Genomic DNA, 17,206 nt, shown 5'->3' on the forward strand with positions numbered 1-17,206 from the left:
CGCGGGCAAGGATGCGCGCCCCGATAAGGGCGCGCACGTCGTTGTGCAGGTTACTCGGCCCCGGAAGGCTTCAGCGAGGCAATCACCAGCATCCCGGTATGTGCCCAGAAAGCGCCATTGGTGCCCATAACCGGATTGGTCGCGGATGGCCAGTTGGTCCAATAGTGATTGTTGTATGGAATGCGATGCAACCACTGGATGACCGGCACATCAATGGTATCGCGCCAGTAGATACCCAGGGCTTTGGCGGCACCCTCAATGAACTTCGGATCGCTCGAATCGAGCGGTGAAATCTCATCGATCAATGCGTCATATTCAGGATTGCTGTAGCGCGAGAACCGGTTGTTGCCCGCAGCCGAGCCAATCGTGCTGCTGAACTTGCCGTGGTACAGGTTAAGCGCCTCAAACGGATCGAACAGACTGGCGCCATGGCCGAACAGATAGAGCCCGGCCTTGCCATCCACCATGTTCTGGAAGGCGTCGGTACCAAAATTGACGTTCGCGTCAAAGCCGGCATTGCGCAACATTTCGGCTAGAACCGGAGCGATGTCGCCATGGATGGTTTCAAACGCCTGAATGGTGGCATCCAGGGTCTTGCCGTCCTTGGCCCACAAGCCGTCACCGTCTTTGGTGAAACCCGCCTCGGTCATAAGCCGGGCGCTTTCATCAAGATCAAACTTGCCAGGGTCGTATTTGGCCTGCTCAGCCTTGACTTCAGGTGAGTCGACAAAAGCCTGAAGGTTCGGATAAAGCGGGAACGGATAGATCGTTGCGATCTTGGCGCCTTCGTAAAGGATGTTATCGATCAGATCACGATCAATCGCCAGGCTGATGGCCTTGCGAACGTTTGGATCACTATAGGGCGCGAGCCTGGTCGTTCATCCACAGCGAATTCGGCCACCAGTCGAGATAGCCATAAGGCGAGTCAGTACCGGTCCAGGATTGAACGTCCGGGTTCTGATCTAGGATTGTACCGATGATCTGGGCCCGCATGTCCACCGACGAATCGAACTCATTGTTGACGATACGCTGGGCAACGGTGTCGATCGGCTGGTTGAGAATATTGACCACAACAACCCGCTTGACTGCTGGCTCAGCGATACGACCGGCCTTTACAGCCCACCAATCAGGGCGAAGATCAAATATCTTCTGGTTGGCGTTCCAGGCAACGATATCATATGGCCCCGAATGCGGTATTTCATCACGACCCGGTGCTGTGGTTGGGTCAGCCTGAGCCGACAGATAGGCTGCCGGAACGATCGGAATGCCGGTATCGAATTTTTCGGAAAGCACTTCGAATTTGAAACGCGGCGAAGGCGAATTGAACTTGACCTCGACGGTCAGATCGTCGGGAGCCTGACATGCTCGCGACCTGCTGCTCAAACTGAGTGTGATATGGCAGCTTCTCACTGTCGATCTGCCCCTGGAACGTGTACATCACATCCTTTGAGGTCACCTGAGTGCCGTCAGACCATTTGGCCTCCGGATTTAGCTTGATCTCCAACGTGGTAAAATTGTCATCGGTATATTCCATGCTGTCGGCCAGCCATGGAATGAACTCGTTCTTGTAGATGGCAAAATACATCAGCGGTTCCCACATCAGGTTGTTGCCTTCCTGATGGGTATAGCCGGGCAGCGCCCAGGGATTGGTCGTCCCGATGGACGACCCACCAGCCACGCCCCACGCCAATGCAACCGTTTGGTTGCGCGGCACGACGGGCAGCGGTGACGTTGGAACGATTTCGGTTGCTGCGACCGGCGCAGCATCCTGTGCAAAGGTCGCGACTGGCGTAACAACCAGGGCAAGCGACACCAATGCGGCAGCTAAATTGAGTCTAACCATGTGACAGTTTTCTCCCATTTTCTGTCCGTGGAACGAAAATATTTCGAGATATCTTAAACTGGGTCGTCGGACTGCGGGCTTGCCTAACCTCCATTTTGAAGCGGACCATGCCACCTCGGCTCTTGTCTGGCGCTGAACCAGCACCTGCTTCTCATCCACCTTTTGCCGATCAGACTGAACAGCATTCAATCTGAAAATGCTTTGTAAGCCACTCCGTGCGATCGACAGTCAAATTGAACTGAAGCAATATCAACTATAAATAGAACAGCACAAATCAACCCGCAAAATGCAGTTGAATAAATTGGCACTCCTCTTAACCGATATTTGCCAGCACCACTGCGGCCATCGGTTTTTGTTATTCTTAATTGTTAGCGGCGGAAAACTATCAAGTCAACAAAGGGAAGCACTACCCCAAGCACGGAGCACAATTTCCGTCATATCCTTGAATTTTGGCGCCGAATTACGGGGTTGCCACCCCACCATTGGCTCATTCCTCCTTCCCACTGGTTTCGATGACCATCAGATCAAGTTGATCCGTTTCGGTAGCGAGTGCTACCGCCCCCGCTTTTGCCCCGTTGACCGACAAGATATAGGCCACGAGATCGATGTATTCCTGATCAGAAAGCGTCGCCGGTCGCGATGGCGGCATGCTGTCCCGCATCCCTTGAAACAGTCTATCGACGCTCCTGCCCGCCCACTTGTCGGCAAAATACGCGCCTGATAGTGGCGTGCCATGGTTGGCACCCACCAGGTTCGGACCATGGCACGAAACACAGTTGGCCGCATACAAAGTACTGCCGCGCCCGGCCTGCTCAGCGGTATAATGTACCGCCAATCCTGCCGACTGCACAGGGGCCGGGGCCATATCGGGCGAGCCGGTACGCCGCGTCGTTGCATCCTTTGGCGTCACGGCTTCGTTAGCGCCGCCCTCATAGGTAAATACCAGAATGGCGCCAGGATTTTGCAGTGTCGTGGTGGTTCCACCGCTCAGGGCTTCGGCCAGGCCTCCGGTATCGGTCGCAACATAAATTGACCGCCCGTCCGGACTGACAGCAGTATCGCGAAACCGGTTTTCCGACTGGAAATAGCGCTCGATCGGCCCGCGTAGATGGGCGCCATCCGGCGTCAGCGGCAATCGGTAGATCGACCCGCGCTTGAGTGTCGTCACCAGCAGCGAATTATCCCACCCCGGAATCGGCGACACTTTCGGCATATAGGCTTCGATACTTGACGCGGCCACCGTTGGCCAACAGATGAAATCAATGCCTTTGCACGTCGGATCGGCAAAATCCCAGTCGTTGGGCACCGTAAACAGGGTTGCCAATGGCGCGTTGAACGGCTCGGTCCACGACGTTTCATCCTCAACGGGCACCGAGGGGTCTATGACTATATCGCTGAACTGCAATTGCGCGCATGGCGTCGTCGCATCCTTCCAGCGCGCATATTGATAGGCCCTGTCATCTCTAAACCCGGCAATATGGGGCCAACCATAGTTGCCGCCGGGTACCAGGATATTGACCTCATCATCAGTCTTTGGCCCCTGCTCCGAGGCATAAAGTGTCCCATCGGGCGCAAAATCGATACCCTGCATATTGCGATGCCCATAGGTGAACACATGGCTACGCACCCCATCAAGCACCGGGTTATCCAGTGGAATACTGCCGTCAAGCTCGAGCCGAAGCGACTTGCCCTGATAGGCGATGAAATCGTCGGCTGCCAATTCATCTGCCGTTGGCAATCGCTGGGCTTCGGTGGGAATGCACCAATTACCCAATTGGTTCTTGCCGCCATCACCAATGGTAAAATAGAGCCTTGCCGTCAGGTCCGATTTTCATGCGGCCAGAATTGTGGTCGTTGCTGGCGGGCAGACCCTTAATCAGTTCAACCGGATCACCGAGCAGTTCGGACTGACGATCGTAACTCAGGCGAACGATTTTGGTGTAAAGATAGCGGTAGGGATTGTCGTGGTCGGTTACTACCGGATCAGGGCGTGACATGTCGACATATGTATAGGCCGCATAAACGAAATCTGTGCCCGAACCGGTCAAAAAATCGGGATGAAACGCCATCCCGAGCAGACCGTCCTGTCCACCCGGCGCCGATACATCGTCTAGCGCAATCAGTGTGCTCTTTGCTCCGTTCTTTGGATTGATGCGATCAATTTTGCCGCCGGTCCGCTCGGTGACCCAAAGATAATTGTCCGGCCCCCAGCTTAATTCCCAGGGATCAGCAAGGCCGCTTGCCACAACATGCATCGCAAATGGCACCCTACCGGCAACGACCGACGCGGGCGTGTCCTGCGCCGCCACCGGCGCGGTTGCACTCAACACAGCGATCAGGACGAGCAGGCGACAAATCATCCCATCAGGCTCCAGCGATTTTCATGCCAACCATTGCGCACTGGCCGCAATGGCGGGGTCGGAAGGGATATCGCAATGTCATGGCCGCCCATTTCGCCCTCCTACCAGCTGGTCAAAGTGCCATCTTCGAGCCGCGCGACGGGAAGATAGGCAGGAGAATAGGGATATTTTTCAGCGACCGCCTCATCGATATCGACACCGTGTCCCGGAGTTTCGCCGGGTTGCACATAACCGCGTTCATAGGACCAGGCGCTGGGGAACATTTCGTGGGTCGCCCCGGTATATCCGGAAAATTCCTGGATCCCGAAATTGGGGATGGCGACATCAACGTGAATATTGCATCCCATCGCGACTGGCGACACATCCATCGGACCATGGCAAGCCGAGCGGACATGGTAGATCGAGGCAAAATCGAATATACGCTTGAGCCCCGTCACGCCACCTGCGTGCACCGAGGTAACCCGGATATAGTCGATCAATTGCTCCGAAATCAGCTGCTGACAGTCCCAGACCGTGTTGAATATCTCACCTACAGCCAGCGGTTGCGTTGTATGCTGACGCACGATGCGGAAACCATCCTGAAGTTCGGCCGGGATTGCATCCTCCAGCCAGAACAGCCGGTATGGTTCGAGATCCTTGCCCAACCGCGCCGCTTCGATCGGGGTCAGCCGATGATGAACGTCATGTAGCAGATGCACATCCCAACCGACCTTGTCGCGGAGTGCCTCGAACAGTTTGGGCACTAATGGCAGATATTTGTGGGTCGCCCAGACCTCCTCATTGGGCAGTGCTCTGATCATGCCACCAGCAGCCTGATCCGTTGACGGTCCCGTGCCATATATTGGCGGCAGTCCTGGAATTGACACCTGGGCGCGGATCGCATCAAGCCCCTGCTCGCGCAGCGCCTGAACACCTTCCACCACCTCGCCAATATCCATCCCGCCGACATGCTTGTAAACCATCACCCGCTCACGCGAGCGCCCCCCCAATAGCTGGTAAAGCGGCATGTTGGCCGCCTTGGCCTTGATATCCCAAAGTGCCATGTCGATACCGGCGATGGACGCCATGGTAATCGGCCCGCGCCGCCAATAGGCACCCTTGTACAAATACTGCCAGATGTCCTCGATCCGGGCCGGATCACGACCGATGAGACAGGGCACAACATGGTCTTCGAGATAGGCCACAACCGCCTTTTCCCGACCATTGACCGTCGCATCCCCAATGCCATAAAGGCCCTGATCGGTAATAATTTTGACCGTCACGAAGTTTCGACCGGGCGAGGCAACGATAATTTTGATATCAGTGATTTTCATGAGGCTGGCCCTTTGTTTCAGTGGACATCGGGGTGAAAGGCGACAACGGTTGGCGAACCTGTCGGGATCGGCTTGCCCAATGGCGTCAAGCCGCCATTGCTGGCGTCATAGGCGAACATGTTGAGGCAATCGCTTTCCTGATTTGCCACTGCGAGCACTTTCCCGGTCGGATCGAAAGCGAAATCCCGTGGCACCCGCCCACCACTCGGCGTGGTGTCGATAAAGCGTGTAGCGCCGCTGGTTTGATCGATATCAAATCCCGAAATACAGTTCTGGCCGCGAATGCCCACAAAGACATGCCGACCGCCCTTGGGAATAGCTATGGCCGAACAGGAGTCCGACGGCAGATCCGCCTTCGGCAATACTTGGGTGACCCCGATGACCTCCAAGCGCCCCGCCTCAGCACCAAACGCCAGCGTCGCCAACGTGCAGTCCAGCTCGTTGGCGCAATAGACCAGCGGCAGGCTTGGATGGAAGCGAAAATGACGCGGCCCCGACCCCGCGGGCATTACGGTTTCGCCGTGGCGGGTGATCGCCCCGGTTTCAGCGTCAAAGGCGTAAATTATCAATCGATCCGTCCCCAGATCCGTTGCGATCAAGAAGCGATTATCCGGCGTCCATCGCACGCAGTGGGCATGGGGACGCTCCTGCCGCTCCAGATTTGGTCCGCGACCATGGTGTGTGGCCTCCGAGACCGGTGCAGCCAATGTGCCATCGCCCGATCTAGGGTAGACCGCCAGCGACTTATTGGGCCGAACCGTCGTCGGCAACCCGGAATAATTGGCGCTCGCAACATAGCGGCCCGAATTGTCATGACTGCAATGCGCCGTGACATCGCCCCGTGTCGGTTGCTTGGACAAATAGTCAAGCGCGCCGCTGTCCTGGTCGATCCCATAGCCTGTGATCGTGCCTTCGTGCCACCCCTCCACTTCGCTGGTTGCGATCAGTGACTGCCCATCGGGTGCCACCTCGATGAAAGTCGGATTATCAATGCCTCCGGTGACCCCAAGCGACACGACCTCGCCGCTTGCCAGATCGAGCCGAAAACCCGCTATTCCCTTGGCCGCAGGAGCCGCGACATATCCCATTTTTCGGGTGCAACCACCGACGTAAAATAAAGCTTGAGGCATCAAGTCTCCACAATATATGCGCCGTCAAAGCTGGCGAGATGCGAACGCGTGTAGGCCGCACTACCGCCCGCCCATTCAATCAAAAAGTCGGCATCCTCGTCCCGCAGATAGGGCTTGGTCGCGTCAACATTCAGGTCAAGCCCCAGCCCCGGTCGCGGCAACAGGTCAACCATGCTGTTGGTCACAATCGGACCGTCGGGCAGGCCTTCCACAATGTCTGCCCACCAACTGTCCGAGGCACTTGGATATTCGAATGCCACGAAATTTGCCGGCAATGTCGCGCACACATTAATCAGGGCGCCCAACCCCAGCAGGCCATTGGCCGTTCCATGAGGGGCCATCAGGATCGAATGCATCTGGGCAAATTCGGCGATCCATTTAAGTTCGGCGATGCCTCCCACGTCAGCGGGATCGGGCCCGACGACGCGCACTGACTGAGTTTCGATCAGTTCCTTGAAATTATTGCGCAAATAGATTTGCTCGCCCGTATGGATCGGCGTTGACGTAGCGTGCGTCAACTCGCGATAGGCCTGTGCATTGACCCATGGCACGTAATCCCCGGTCAGCATGTCCTCGAGCCACATCAGCCGATGTTTTTCCACAGCCTGTGCAAAACGGATGGCGTCGGGCAGCATCCAGCCCGGACCACAATCGAGTGCCAGGCTGACCTTGTCGCCCAAAACCTCCTTCATCGCCGCCACGCAATCGAGCATGTGATTGAAACCATGCTCGCTGATCACGCCCTGATCCATGGCGCCGTGATATTCGGGGGGCTGGGTCACTCCATAATGAAAGTCGGGCACGCTTCGCTTCATGTTGGAATGAAACCCGACGCCCTGCTTGACCATGAAAAAGTTCTGCGGCTGCTCCATCATCCACTTGACGTCAGCGGCATAGTCCTCCGGCCTGTCGCCACTGCGCTTTTGACGGATCGAGCCATTATAGACCCGCACCTTGTCGCGCACCTTGCCGCCTAGCAATTTGTAGGTTGGAACATTGGCGGCCTTGCCCGCAATGTCCCACAAAGCGTGTTCAATGACGCTGACAGCAGCACCATGGGGCTTGAACGAGCCGCGCTGGCGAATCTTGAGCATGACCCGCTCGACATCGGTCGGATCTTCTCCGATAAGCGCCTCGCGAAAATGCATGACCCACGGTTTGATGTAAGGCTTGGTATATTCCACTTCTCCCAGGCCATGAATGCCTTCGTCGGTCGTAATGCGGATCACCGGATGCCGGCCGATCACGGCACATTTCAGGTCAGTAATTTTCATGACATCGTCCCGCATGTCTGGCCACGGCCATATATCCGGTTCTCTCTGGCAGCCATAATTTCCCCTCCCCAATAATCAACTATGCCGGGCGCTTGGACGCCTCGGAACGTTTTGCGACGCCCATTTGCTCGATGATATGACGCCCCGAACCCTGTACATGTCGCGCCACGATAGCCGCTGCGGCATCTGCGTCCTGCGCGCGGATGGCACCAATCAGCTCACGATGTTCGCTTAGTACCGATCCTCGACGGCTCAGCGACGTCGGAAAGCGCCGACTGATAGCGCGAAGAATCTCGCGATGCTTCCACCAGAGTTCGGCAGCATGACGATTGTAGTGACGATCATAAATCAACTGATGAAACTGCGTATCGAGCCTGTCCATGTCGCGTACCGTCAGCAAAATTGAGGGCCTCGATTTCGTCTTGGGCAGCCTCAAGCTCGGCAATGTCGGCGTCTGCGGCGATAGAAACGAACCAGCGCGTAAGAGCCGGCTCGATTAACACTTCGATCTCGATGATATCGCGCACAAATGCTTCATCGATCGGCCGTACACGCGCCCCCCGATTGGCCTCCATGATCACAAAACCCTCGCCGCGCAGTTGCTGCAATGCTTCGCGGGCCGGATTGGTCGATGTACGATAGCGCTTGGCCAGGTCCGCCACCTTAAGGCGCGCATTGGGCGCAAACTGCCCCGAAACAATGTCTTCGCGGATCATTTCATAGACCGTCGCCGGCAGATCGTCTGCACTCGTCGCGGTCTGAATGACGTCGCTGGATTGGCTCATTCCCTAGTGTTAAGCCGGTTTTTCACACAAGCCAAGTCGTCTCGCACGCAAAACGTCACAAATAATGTGTGATCCATGCATTATTGACATACACCCAACAGTCTGGAACTGTTCGATATGGGAGATACGGGCAGCAAGCCCGGCCCCAAGGAGGCGCAGCGCACGCTGCATAGGAAGTCCTGGTTCAGCCGACGGGGCTGGACGGTCTTTCACAGTTGAGGAGGACTATCGATGACGAATTCGCAGGGCCGCGTCGCGCGGCCAGGCTCGCCGACGCGTCGGCGGCTCGCTTGTTACGCAGTAGCCACACTGACAACCGCTTCACTCTTGTCGAGCACCGTGTTCGCCCAGGCTGTTGATATCAGCCAGTGGTCACCCGAATATATTCGCTCAATCGCAGGCACTGAAGAAGTCGATACAGCCGCGGCTTGCGCAGCAGTGGTACCGCTCGATTACAAGGGAAAGCTCACCTATTGGTGGACCGGCCCCAATGAGGCATCGCCCGATATCGAACGCCAGATCAATGACGAATTCTGGGCGGCATGGAAAGCCACCTATCCCAATATTGAAACCGACGCGCAAAACATCGATTACAACCAGTTACTTGACAAACTGCGTACTGCCTTGCTGGGCAACGCCGGCCCGATGGTGCTGCGTCTGCAGATCCTGGGCGGCATTGAATTTGCCTCAAAGGGCTATTTCCAGGAGCCTGCGTCCAGAAGACGTTGGCTACGAAACCGCCAATTTCTGGCCCGGAGCCATGAAGTCCGTTGCATATGACGGAAAATATTATGGCATCCCGACCAACAACGAAACCATGGGTTTCATCTGGAACGCAGACATCTTCAAACGCGCCGGTCTGGACCCCGAAAACCCACCGGCAACCTGGGATGATGTTGTAACATACTCCAAACAGATCCACGACAAGCTGGGCATTGCCGGCTACGGCATGGTGGCCAAGCAGAATGCGGGGAACACCCCCTTCCGCTTCATGCCTCAAATGTGGGCCTATGGCGGTGGCGCTCTGGATGAAGCGAGCGACGATCCGAAATATAACACCGTCGAAATCAACAACGATGGCGCCAAAGCCGCCCTTCAAGCGTCCTACGACATGTATGTACGCGACCAGTCGGTGCCGGTCTCGGCCCTGACAAATACCCAGAACGAAAACCAGCAGCCCTTCATTGCCGGACAGGTCGCCATGGTGATCGCGCATCCATCCGAATATGCCAAGATGGTGGATCTGGCAGGCAAGGCGACCGGCGCTGACAAGCCCGTTGCCGATGCTGTGGTTGCCAACATGCGCTATGGCCTGATCCCCAAGGGTCCGGCACGTCGTGCCGTGGTGTTTGGTGGCTCCAACATGCATTTCATCAAGCCCGAATATGTTGACGGCGACTTTGATGAAATGGCCGCCAAGGCCTTCGCCTGCTTCTACAACAGCCCTGAATGGTCAACCAAACTGGCCTGGACCGGCTCCAATCCGGGCAATCTGGAAGGGTTCAAGACCAAATGGATGAAGGAGCGTCTTGACTCGATCAAGTTCCTTGACGTCACCACGTCGATGCTGCCCAGCGGCATTCCCTTCCCGGTTATTCCTCAGGCAACCGAGATCATGAACATCATTGTTCCTGACATGCTGCAAAATGCTCTGACCGGCAAGATGACGGTTGATGAGGCCGCAGACGACGCCGCGCGCAGGGTTGACGATCTGCTCAACGGCCTGTGATCCACTTCAATATGACCGGCGGCGTCAACGCCGCCGGTCTCCCAGGGGTCAGAGACGAGGTTTACAGTGAGCATCGCCACGGAACGTGAGATTGCGGCGCGGGCCAAGCGGCCCATTCGCTTCGGCGTGCTAAGACAGATGATCGATCGACGCAGCGATTATTTATATGTGCTGCCGGCGCTGATCGTCATGATGATCGTGATTGCCTATCCGATCTATTACACTATCGAGCCTGAGCCTTTTTAATACGCCATCCAATTTGCAGATGAAGGACAAGGTCTTTATTGGCTTGGATAATTACGCGCGTATTCTGACCAGCCGCTCGTTCCGCGAAGTCACGATGAACACGTTCATCTGGACCGTGGCCTCAACCTTTTTTGCATTCCTGCTCGGATTGGGCGCTGCTCTTTCCCTGCATCGAGAATTTCTCGGACGCGGCGTGCTACGAGCCGTATTGCTGATCCCCTATGTGGTTAGCGCCGTGGCGGCATCCTATGTCTGGAAATGGCTTTATCATTCCGATTTCGGCGTCATCGGTGCCCTGGCGGTGCAGTTCGGTCTTACAGATCGCCCGATCAATTTCATCGACAATATCCATACCGTTCTACCCTCGCTGATCGTGGTCAATATCTGGAAGGAATTTTCCTTTGCGATGATCATGCTGATGGCAGGCCTTCAAACCGTTCCCGACCAGCTGTTGCGGGCAGCTCAGGTGGATGGTGCAAACGCATGGCAACGCTTTTGGCACGTAACCGTGCCACATCTTAAAGGCGTGTCGATGGTTACGGTACTGCTGCTCATGGTGGCCAACTTCAACGCCTTCATCATCCCCTGGATCATGACCAGCGGCGGCCCCGCGGGCGCCTCCGACATTTGGATCACCCAGATTTACACCATCGCCTTCGGTCGCCAACGCTACGGGCTGGCCTCTGCCTACTCGGTGATACTTTTCATCGTCATGATGACGCTGGGATATTTTTACGTTCGCGCTCTGACGCGCGGTGACGATACGAGGGTCAAATGAGTATGGTCTCCGCAGCCCCAAGCCGCCGCCGTCGGGTCAAGATTGATCCTTGGCGTTGGGTTGGCCGTTTCTTCCTGTTGTTTCTGCTAACCTTCACCGTCCTGCCGATGCTCTGGATGGTGCTGACCTCGATCAAGTCACAATTCGCCGCCATGCAATATCCGCCGCAATGGTGGCCGGCCGAACCGACATTGCAAAACTATGCCAAGCTGCTCGATCCAAATGGATCGACCGGGCAGGAATTTCTGCGTTACTTTTGGAACAGTTTTTACGTTTCGATGGTCACCACGATCCTTGGGGTCATTGTAGCAGTGCCGGCCGCCTACGCCTTTTCGCGATTTACCTTTCCGGGCCGCACATTCCTGTTCTTTTCGGTACTGCTGCGCAACATGTTCCCGTCCGTGGTTTTCCTGATGCCGCTATTCTTGTTGATGCGCTGGATGGGACTGGTCAATACCCATGGCTCCTTGATCCTGACCTATCTCACCTTTGGCCTGCCGCTCTCTATCTGGCTACTCAAGGGGTTTTTCGACAATATCCCGATCCAGTTGGAGCAGGCAGCGCGCATTGATGGGGCGACCCGTTTTCAGGCCTTTTTCTTCATTGTCATGCCGCTATCGACCCCCGGCATTATTGCCACCTCTATTTTCTCGTTTATCGGAGCCTGGAACGAATATGTTTATGCCTACACGTTCCTCTCCAAACAGGATTCGATGACACTCCCGGTCGGCATCCAGCGCTTCTTCACCGAATTCGCCACCGACTGGCCAGGCCTTATGGCGGCAACCTTCCTGATGAGCGTGCCCGTCGTGGTTCTGTTCCTGGTTCTGCAAAAATACTTTGTTCGCGCCCTTACCGAAGGCGCCGTCAAACATTAGCGGCGCGCGCCGCTGGCGCGAGCCTTAGGTCTTCAGGGGAATTGAATGGCTCAAGTAGTACTCAAAGATATCGTCAAAACGTATGGCAGCCTATATGCGGTCAACAATGTCTCGCTGACCGTCGAAGATGGCGAATTCGTCGCCCTTGTCGGCCCATCGGGCTGTGGCAAGACCACAACGCTCAATCTCGTGGCTGGCCTGCTGCCAATGACCGACGGCGATGTGATGATCGGTGATCGCAATGTCACCGATCTCGATCCCAAGGATCGCGACATCGCTATGGTGTTCCAGAATTACGCACTCTATCCCAACAAGACTGTCTACAAAAATCTCGCGTTCCCACTGCAGATGCGCAAACTCTCCAAAGCCGAGATTGATGTCAAAGTCATGGACGCCGCCAAAGTGCTTGACATCGTACACCTGCTGCAGCGCAAGCCGCGCGAACTCTCGGGCGGTCAGCAGCAACGCGTAGCACTGGGTCGCGCGCTGGTGCGCGATCCGCAGGTTTTTTTGATGGACGAACCCTTGTCCAACCTCGATGCCAAACTGCGCGTGCAGATGCGCACTGAGCCTAAAACGCTTCCATCAGGATCTCAAGGCGACGGTGATCTACGTCACCCATGACCAGCTCGAAGCGGTTACCATGGCCGACAAGATGGCCGTCATGAGTGGCGGCTTTCTTCAGCAATATGACTCGCCGAAAAACGTGTTCGAGCATCCGGTGAACATGTTCGTCGCCAGCTTTGTCGGTAGCCCGGCGATGAGCCTTGATACCGCTGGAGGCGATCACAACCGGCGCCGCGGTTGCCCTCGGTTCCACTGAAGGTTGGCAGTTGCCCCTGTCGGAGGCCAATAGCAGGAAGGCGAAAACCGCCTCGACCAGCAAGATCGTGCTTGGTGCGCGCCATTCAACACTAAAATTGCACAAATCATCTTCGCCTGGCGCCGTACCGGGCCGGGTTTATACTGTTGAGCCAACGGGCGACGTCACGTTTGTGCAGGTTTTTCTAAGCGGGGCAACAGTCATTGTCAGCCTCGACCCCTCGATCGACGTCAAACCTGATGAAGAGGTCTGGATCGAGTTTGACCAGGAGCGCATTCACCTGTTTGATGGTGAAACCGAAATGGCGCTGACCGCCGCGTGACGACCGCCACCGATAATTGATCGGTTCAGGCACTCTTCCCACCACGACCCACCTTAGGTGTCACTGCCATGAAAATAACTGCCATTCACCCGTACCCCACCTGGGTGGGCACGCGGAACCAGCTCATCGTCAAGATCGAGACCGATGACGGTATTTTTGGCTGGGGCGAAAGCGGTTTGTCGGGGCGTGAAAAAGCCGTGGTCGGCGCCATCGAACATTATCGCGAATTCCTGATCGGACGCGACCCGATGATGATCGGCGCCCTGTGGCAGGAAATGTATCGCAGCCAGTATTTTGAAGGCGGCCGCGTTCTTACCGCTGCCATTTCCGCCATTGATATCGCCCTGCATGACATCAAGGGCAAGGCGCTGGGCGTGCCGGTTTATGAACTTCTGGGCGGCAAGCAACGTAACCATATTCCCACCTTCGCGACGACAAAGGGCCCCTGCGGCGCCGAGATGATCGAGCAGGCAAAAGAGCTTATTGCCCTTGGCTGGAACGCCATGCGGCTGTCGCCCGCCAGTTTCGGCGACGACAATATTTTCGAGCCCCGGCAATCAATCGCGGCAACAGCCGAATGGTGCATCAAGGCGCGCGAAGCATTGGGCAGCGCCGTGGTCTTGGGAATTGATTATCACCACCGCCTATCTGTGGCAGAGGCCGCCAGCTTCTGCCAGAAAATGCCCTCCGGCACTCTCGATTTCCTGGAAGAGCCCATCCGCGATGAAACCCCGGCGGCCTATGAAGCGCTGCGTAAACTGGTCGATGTTCCCTTCGCTATTGGCGAAGAATTTGCCAGCAAATGGCAATTTGTGCCCTATATCGAGCGCGACATTCATCAGTTCAACCGCATCGATGTCTGCAACGTTGGTGGCCTCACCGAGTCCATGAAGGTCGCGGGCTGGAGCGAAGCGCACTATGTTGACATGATGCCGCACAACCCGCTCGGCCCCATTTGTACCGCGGCGACCGTTCATTTCGCCGCCGCTGTTCCCAACTTTTCATGGCTGGAAACCCGCGCCTCGCCGGGCGAATCCCATCTTGGGTTCAACGACAGCACAATTTTCACCGGACAGCCCGTACTCAACGGCGCCGTTTACGACGTAAGCGACGCCCCTGGCCTTGGCATTGAGGTTGATGAGGACACTGTCAAAAAACAAAGCTTCAAGTTCTGGGAAGCGCCCCACCTGCACCGCAACGACGGCTCGATCACCAACTGGTAGAAAGACTTCAGATGACCCACACACCCGGCATTACCCGACCTTCCAAAGAACTGGTCGCGGCTGTCCTTGCCGTTGGCGCCGCCACCGCGTCCAGCACCCTGGCCCATATGGGCATTCGCAATTGTCACATCCAGGGGCCGATCGCCTCCTCGCCCGGCAAGGCAATCGCCGGGCCGGCCCTTACCTTGCAATTCATGCCGCGTCGCGAAGATCTATATAGCGATGGCGAATATATCGACCCCGAAAAGCAACTCCATCGACATGTTCTTTATCATGTCGAGGAGGGGGACGTCGTTGTGGTCGACGCCCGCGGAGATATGAGCCCGGGCGTTTTCGGCGACATGATGAGCACCTATTTCAAGGGACGTGGGGGTGCCGGCATGGTCATCGATGGCTGTCTGCGTGATCAGCCCAACCTCAAAAAGCTCGACATCCCGGTATGGATTCGTGGCTGGACCCCAAATTTCCACACCCAGACCAATCTGATGCCCTTCGCGGTCAACACGCCCATTGCTTGTGGCGGCGTCACCGTTATCCCCGGCGACATCATCATTGCAGATGATGATGGTGCCGTAGTCGTACCCATCGGGTTGGCCGAGCAAATGATTGAAAACGCCAACAAGAGCCATGACTGGGAAGATTTTTCCCGCATGAAGCTGATGGCCGGTGAGCCGCTCCAGCGATACTATCCGTTGCACGATGACGCGCGTGAGGAATACGAAGAATGGCGCAAGCACAATCCGATCGCGCCACCGCCAAAACAATAAAGGCGCTTGTCGCCCACGGACGACTTGCTTCCCAACCCCACCGACATTCTAAGATTTTGACCAAAGGATAAAAGATAGGCTAAAGGAATACCAACGGGGCCGAAACCAAGAAGCCCCTTGGGTGCGAGGCAACAGGAACCATGGCGTGACCACAAACGGCACTGCGGGGCAGGACTATCTCTCGGTCACTGACATTCACAAGGATTTTGGCGGTCTTGAAGTGCTCAAGGGCATCACGTTCGGCGCACGCCAGCACGAAGTGGTTTCGCTGATAGGAGCGTCCGGGTCCGGCAAGTCCACACTGCTCCGGTGCATTAACCTGCTTGAAATTCCCGACAGGGGCGAGATTGCCGTCGATGGCAAGAAATTGCCACTGTCTCCATCCGGGCGCAGCCATCGCCACATCACCAACCAGCGCGACGTGCGGTTGTTCCGCGCCAGCCTGGCCATGGTCTTTCAAAATTTCAATCTTTGGGCACACATGACCATTCGCCAAAATGTCATGGAAGGCCCCGTGCAGGTGCTAAAGGTGCCCAAGGCCGAGGCCGCAGAACAGGCCGAAGCACTTTTGGCGCGCGTCGGGCTCTCCGACAAACTCGATGCCTATCCCGCCCACCTGTCCGGCGGCCAACAGCAGCGCGCAGCAATCGCCCGTGCCTTGGCCATGCAGCCCAAAATTCTGCTTTTTGACGAGCCAACGTCCGCCCTCGATCCTGAACTTGTCGGGGAAGTACTGGCGGTCATGCGCGATCTGGCCACCGAAGGCCGCACCATGGTCGTGGTAACCCATGAAATGGGATTTGCCCGCGAAGTCTCCGAGAACGTCATCTTCCTGCATCAGGGCCGGATTGGCGAACAGGGGCCGCCCGAACAGATTTTCCAGTCGCCGAAAACCGATGCCTGTCGCAAATTTCTGGCAAGCGTTTTGTAACGACGCCGAAAAACAGCAATTACCAAAGGAGAACCAGATGCTGAAAAAACTTCTGACCGTTGCACTTGTCGCAACAATCGCGGCGGCCACCGCCGGTGCGGCCCAGGCGCAGACCATGCAGATCCGAATTGCCACCGAGGGTGCCTACCCCCCATTCAACATGAAAAACGCCGCCGGCGATCTGGTCGGGTTTGACATTGATATCGCCAACGCACTGTGCGCCGAAATGAAGGCCGAGTGCACCATGGTTGCCCAGGATTGGGACGGGATCATTCCAGGACTGGTCGCCAACAAATATGACGCCATTATCGCTTCAATGTCGATTACGCCAGAGCGTCAGCAATCGGTCGGCTTCACCGAACCCTACTATTCAAACTATCTTCATGTCATGGCCAAGAAGGGCAGCGGCCTTTCCGGCGCCGATGATCTGTCCGGCAAGTCGGTTGGCGCCGAGCGCTCCACCGTTGCGTCCCAATGGGCCGAGGACAATCTGGGTCGCACAGCCGACGTCAAATTGTACGACACCCAGACTGCAGCCTATTCTGATCTTGACGCCGGTCGGATCGACGCCATGGTGTCCGATATCTACCCAGCCTATGACTGGTTGCAGTCCCATGATGGTTTCGAGTTCATTGGCGACAATATCGACATCGACGACAAGATTGGTATTGCCATCCGCAAGAACGACACCGAGTTGCGTGACGCCTTCAATGCGGCGCTCAAGACCATTCGCGACAATGGCACCTATGCCGAAATCAACGCGAAATATTTCCCCTTCGACATCTATTGATCAAGGCCTTTCGG

11 protein-coding genes and 6 pseudogenes are annotated in these 17,206 nt (G+C 56.4%); 8 read left to right on the top strand and 9 right to left on the bottom strand.

All coding sequences use genetic code 11. The features are described from left to right. Positions 1-50: 50 nt before the first annotated feature. The 9 genes and pseudogenes from PSQ19_RS12555 to PSQ19_RS12595 form a co-directional block, all read right to left on the bottom strand. The gene (locus PSQ19_RS12555; RefSeq protein WP_328517770.1) at positions 51-833 is read right to left on the bottom strand and encodes an ABC transporter substrate-binding protein; all 783 of its coding nucleotides are present in this window, start codon (positions 831-833) and stop codon (positions 51-53) included. A gap of 22 nt (positions 834-855) precedes the next feature. Next, entirely contained in the window at positions 856-1,344 is a 489-nt protein-coding gene (locus tag PSQ19_RS12560) for an ABC transporter substrate-binding protein (RefSeq protein ID WP_282220699.1), read from the bottom strand. Then, positions 1,226-1,843, bottom strand: coding sequence for an ABC transporter substrate-binding protein (locus PSQ19_RS12565; RefSeq protein WP_282218015.1), 618 nt, complete (start codon positions 1,841-1,843; stop codon positions 1,226-1,228). Before PSQ19_RS12565 ends, PSQ19_RS12560 begins: the two co-directional genes overlap by 119 nt. Positions 1,844-2,330: 487 nt before the next feature. Continuing rightward, positions 2,331-3,056: a c-type cytochrome gene (locus PSQ19_RS19855; RefSeq protein ID WP_407649153.1), complete on the bottom strand. Its 726-nt coding sequence runs from the start codon at positions 3,054-3,056 to the stop codon at positions 2,331-2,333. 315 nt (positions 3,057-3,371) lie between these two features. Beyond that, positions 3,372-4,203 (bottom strand): annotated as a pseudogene (locus PSQ19_RS12575) (PQQ-dependent sugar dehydrogenase); the annotation flags it as partial. A gap of 101 nt (positions 4,204-4,304) precedes the next feature. Continuing rightward, positions 4,305-5,516, bottom strand: a complete 1,212-nt coding sequence (gene manD, locus PSQ19_RS12580) for a D-mannonate dehydratase ManD (RefSeq protein ID WP_282218018.1) — start codon at positions 5,514-5,516, stop codon at positions 4,305-4,307. Between the two features lie 17 nt (positions 5,517-5,533). Continuing rightward, positions 5,534-6,646, bottom strand: a complete 1,113-nt coding sequence (locus tag PSQ19_RS12585) for a lactonase family protein (protein WP_282218019.1) — start codon at positions 6,644-6,646, stop codon at positions 5,534-5,536. Positions 6,647-6,729: 83 nt separating this feature from the next. After that, a pseudogene (locus PSQ19_RS12590) lies at positions 6,730-7,920 on the bottom strand (mandelate racemase/muconate lactonizing enzyme family protein); the annotation flags it as partial. Positions 7,921-7,999: 79 nt separating this feature from the next. Next, positions 8,000-8,705, bottom strand: a pseudogene (locus PSQ19_RS12595) (GntR family transcriptional regulator). Between the two features lie 231 nt (positions 8,706-8,936). Here PSQ19_RS12595 and PSQ19_RS12600 point away from each other — a divergent pair. The 8 genes and pseudogenes from PSQ19_RS12600 to PSQ19_RS12635 all read left to right on the top strand — a co-directional run bounded on the left by PSQ19_RS12600 (position 8,937) and on the right by PSQ19_RS12635 (position 17,192). Then, a pseudogene (locus PSQ19_RS12600) lies at positions 8,937-10,434 on the top strand (ABC transporter substrate-binding protein). A 138-nt stretch (positions 10,435-10,572) separates the two neighbouring features. Continuing rightward, positions 10,573-11,458: pseudogene (locus PSQ19_RS12605) on the top strand (carbohydrate ABC transporter permease). After that, positions 11,455-12,336 (top strand): carbohydrate ABC transporter permease, encoded by an 882-nt coding sequence (locus PSQ19_RS12610; RefSeq protein WP_282218020.1) that lies wholly within the window; start codon positions 11,455-11,457, stop codon positions 12,334-12,336. Before PSQ19_RS12605 ends, PSQ19_RS12610 begins: the two are co-directional and overlap by 4 nt. A gap of 45 nt (positions 12,337-12,381) precedes the next feature. Then, a pseudogene (locus tag PSQ19_RS12615) lies at positions 12,382-13,481 on the top strand (ABC transporter ATP-binding protein). A gap of 68 nt (positions 13,482-13,549) precedes the next feature. After that, positions 13,550-14,704 carry a mandelate racemase/muconate lactonizing enzyme family protein gene (locus tag PSQ19_RS12620; protein WP_282218021.1) on the top strand — a complete coding sequence of 385 codons (1,155 nt, stop codon included), beginning with the start codon at positions 13,550-13,552 and terminating at the stop codon, positions 14,702-14,704. 11 nt (positions 14,705-14,715) lie between these two features. Further along, positions 14,716-15,471 (top strand): ribonuclease activity regulator RraA, encoded by a 756-nt coding sequence (locus PSQ19_RS12625; protein WP_282218022.1) that lies wholly within the window; start codon positions 14,716-14,718, stop codon positions 15,469-15,471. A gap of 145 nt (positions 15,472-15,616) precedes the next feature. After that, positions 15,617-16,402 (top strand): ABC transporter ATP-binding protein, encoded by a 786-nt coding sequence (locus PSQ19_RS12630; RefSeq protein ID WP_282218023.1) that lies wholly within the window; start codon positions 15,617-15,619, stop codon positions 16,400-16,402. Positions 16,403-16,439: 37 nt separating this feature from the next. Next, positions 16,440-17,192, top strand: a complete 753-nt coding sequence (locus tag PSQ19_RS12635) for an ABC transporter substrate-binding protein (RefSeq protein WP_282218024.1) — start codon at positions 16,440-16,442, stop codon at positions 17,190-17,192. Positions 17,193-17,206: the final 14 nt, after the last annotated feature.

The sequence above is a fragment of the Devosia algicola genome (genome assembly GCF_028816455.1).
Lineage (GTDB): Bacteria > Pseudomonadota > Alphaproteobacteria > Rhizobiales > Devosiaceae > Devosia > Devosia algicola.

Bases quoted from the DNA above. Each gene is read 5' to 3' on its own strand.
- manD (WP_282218018.1), bottom strand. From the start codon at position 5,516: ATGAAAATCACTGATATCAAAATTATCGTTGCCTCGCCCGGTCGAAAC.
- PSQ19_RS12565 (WP_282218015.1), bottom strand. From the start codon at position 1,843: ATGGTTAGACTCAATTTAGCTGCCGCATTGGTGTCGCTTGCCCTGGTT.
- PSQ19_RS12635 (WP_282218024.1), top strand. From the start codon at position 16,440: ATGCTGAAAAAACTTCTGACCGTTGCACTTGTCGCAACAATCGCGGCG.
- PSQ19_RS12585 (WP_282218019.1), bottom strand. From the start codon at position 6,646: ATGCCTCAAGCTTTATTTTACGTCGGTGGTTGCACCCGAAAAATGGGA.
- PSQ19_RS19855 (WP_407649153.1), bottom strand. From the start codon at position 3,056: ATGCCGAAAGTGTCGCCGATTCCGGGGTGGGATAATTCGCTGCTGGTG.
- PSQ19_RS12620 (WP_282218021.1), top strand. From the start codon at position 13,550: ATGAAAATAACTGCCATTCACCCGTACCCCACCTGGGTGGGCACGCGG.
- PSQ19_RS12610 (WP_282218020.1), top strand. From the start codon at position 11,455: ATGAGTATGGTCTCCGCAGCCCCAAGCCGCCGCCGTCGGGTCAAGATT.
- PSQ19_RS12625 (WP_282218022.1), top strand. From the start codon at position 14,716: ATGACCCACACACCCGGCATTACCCGACCTTCCAAAGAACTGGTCGCG.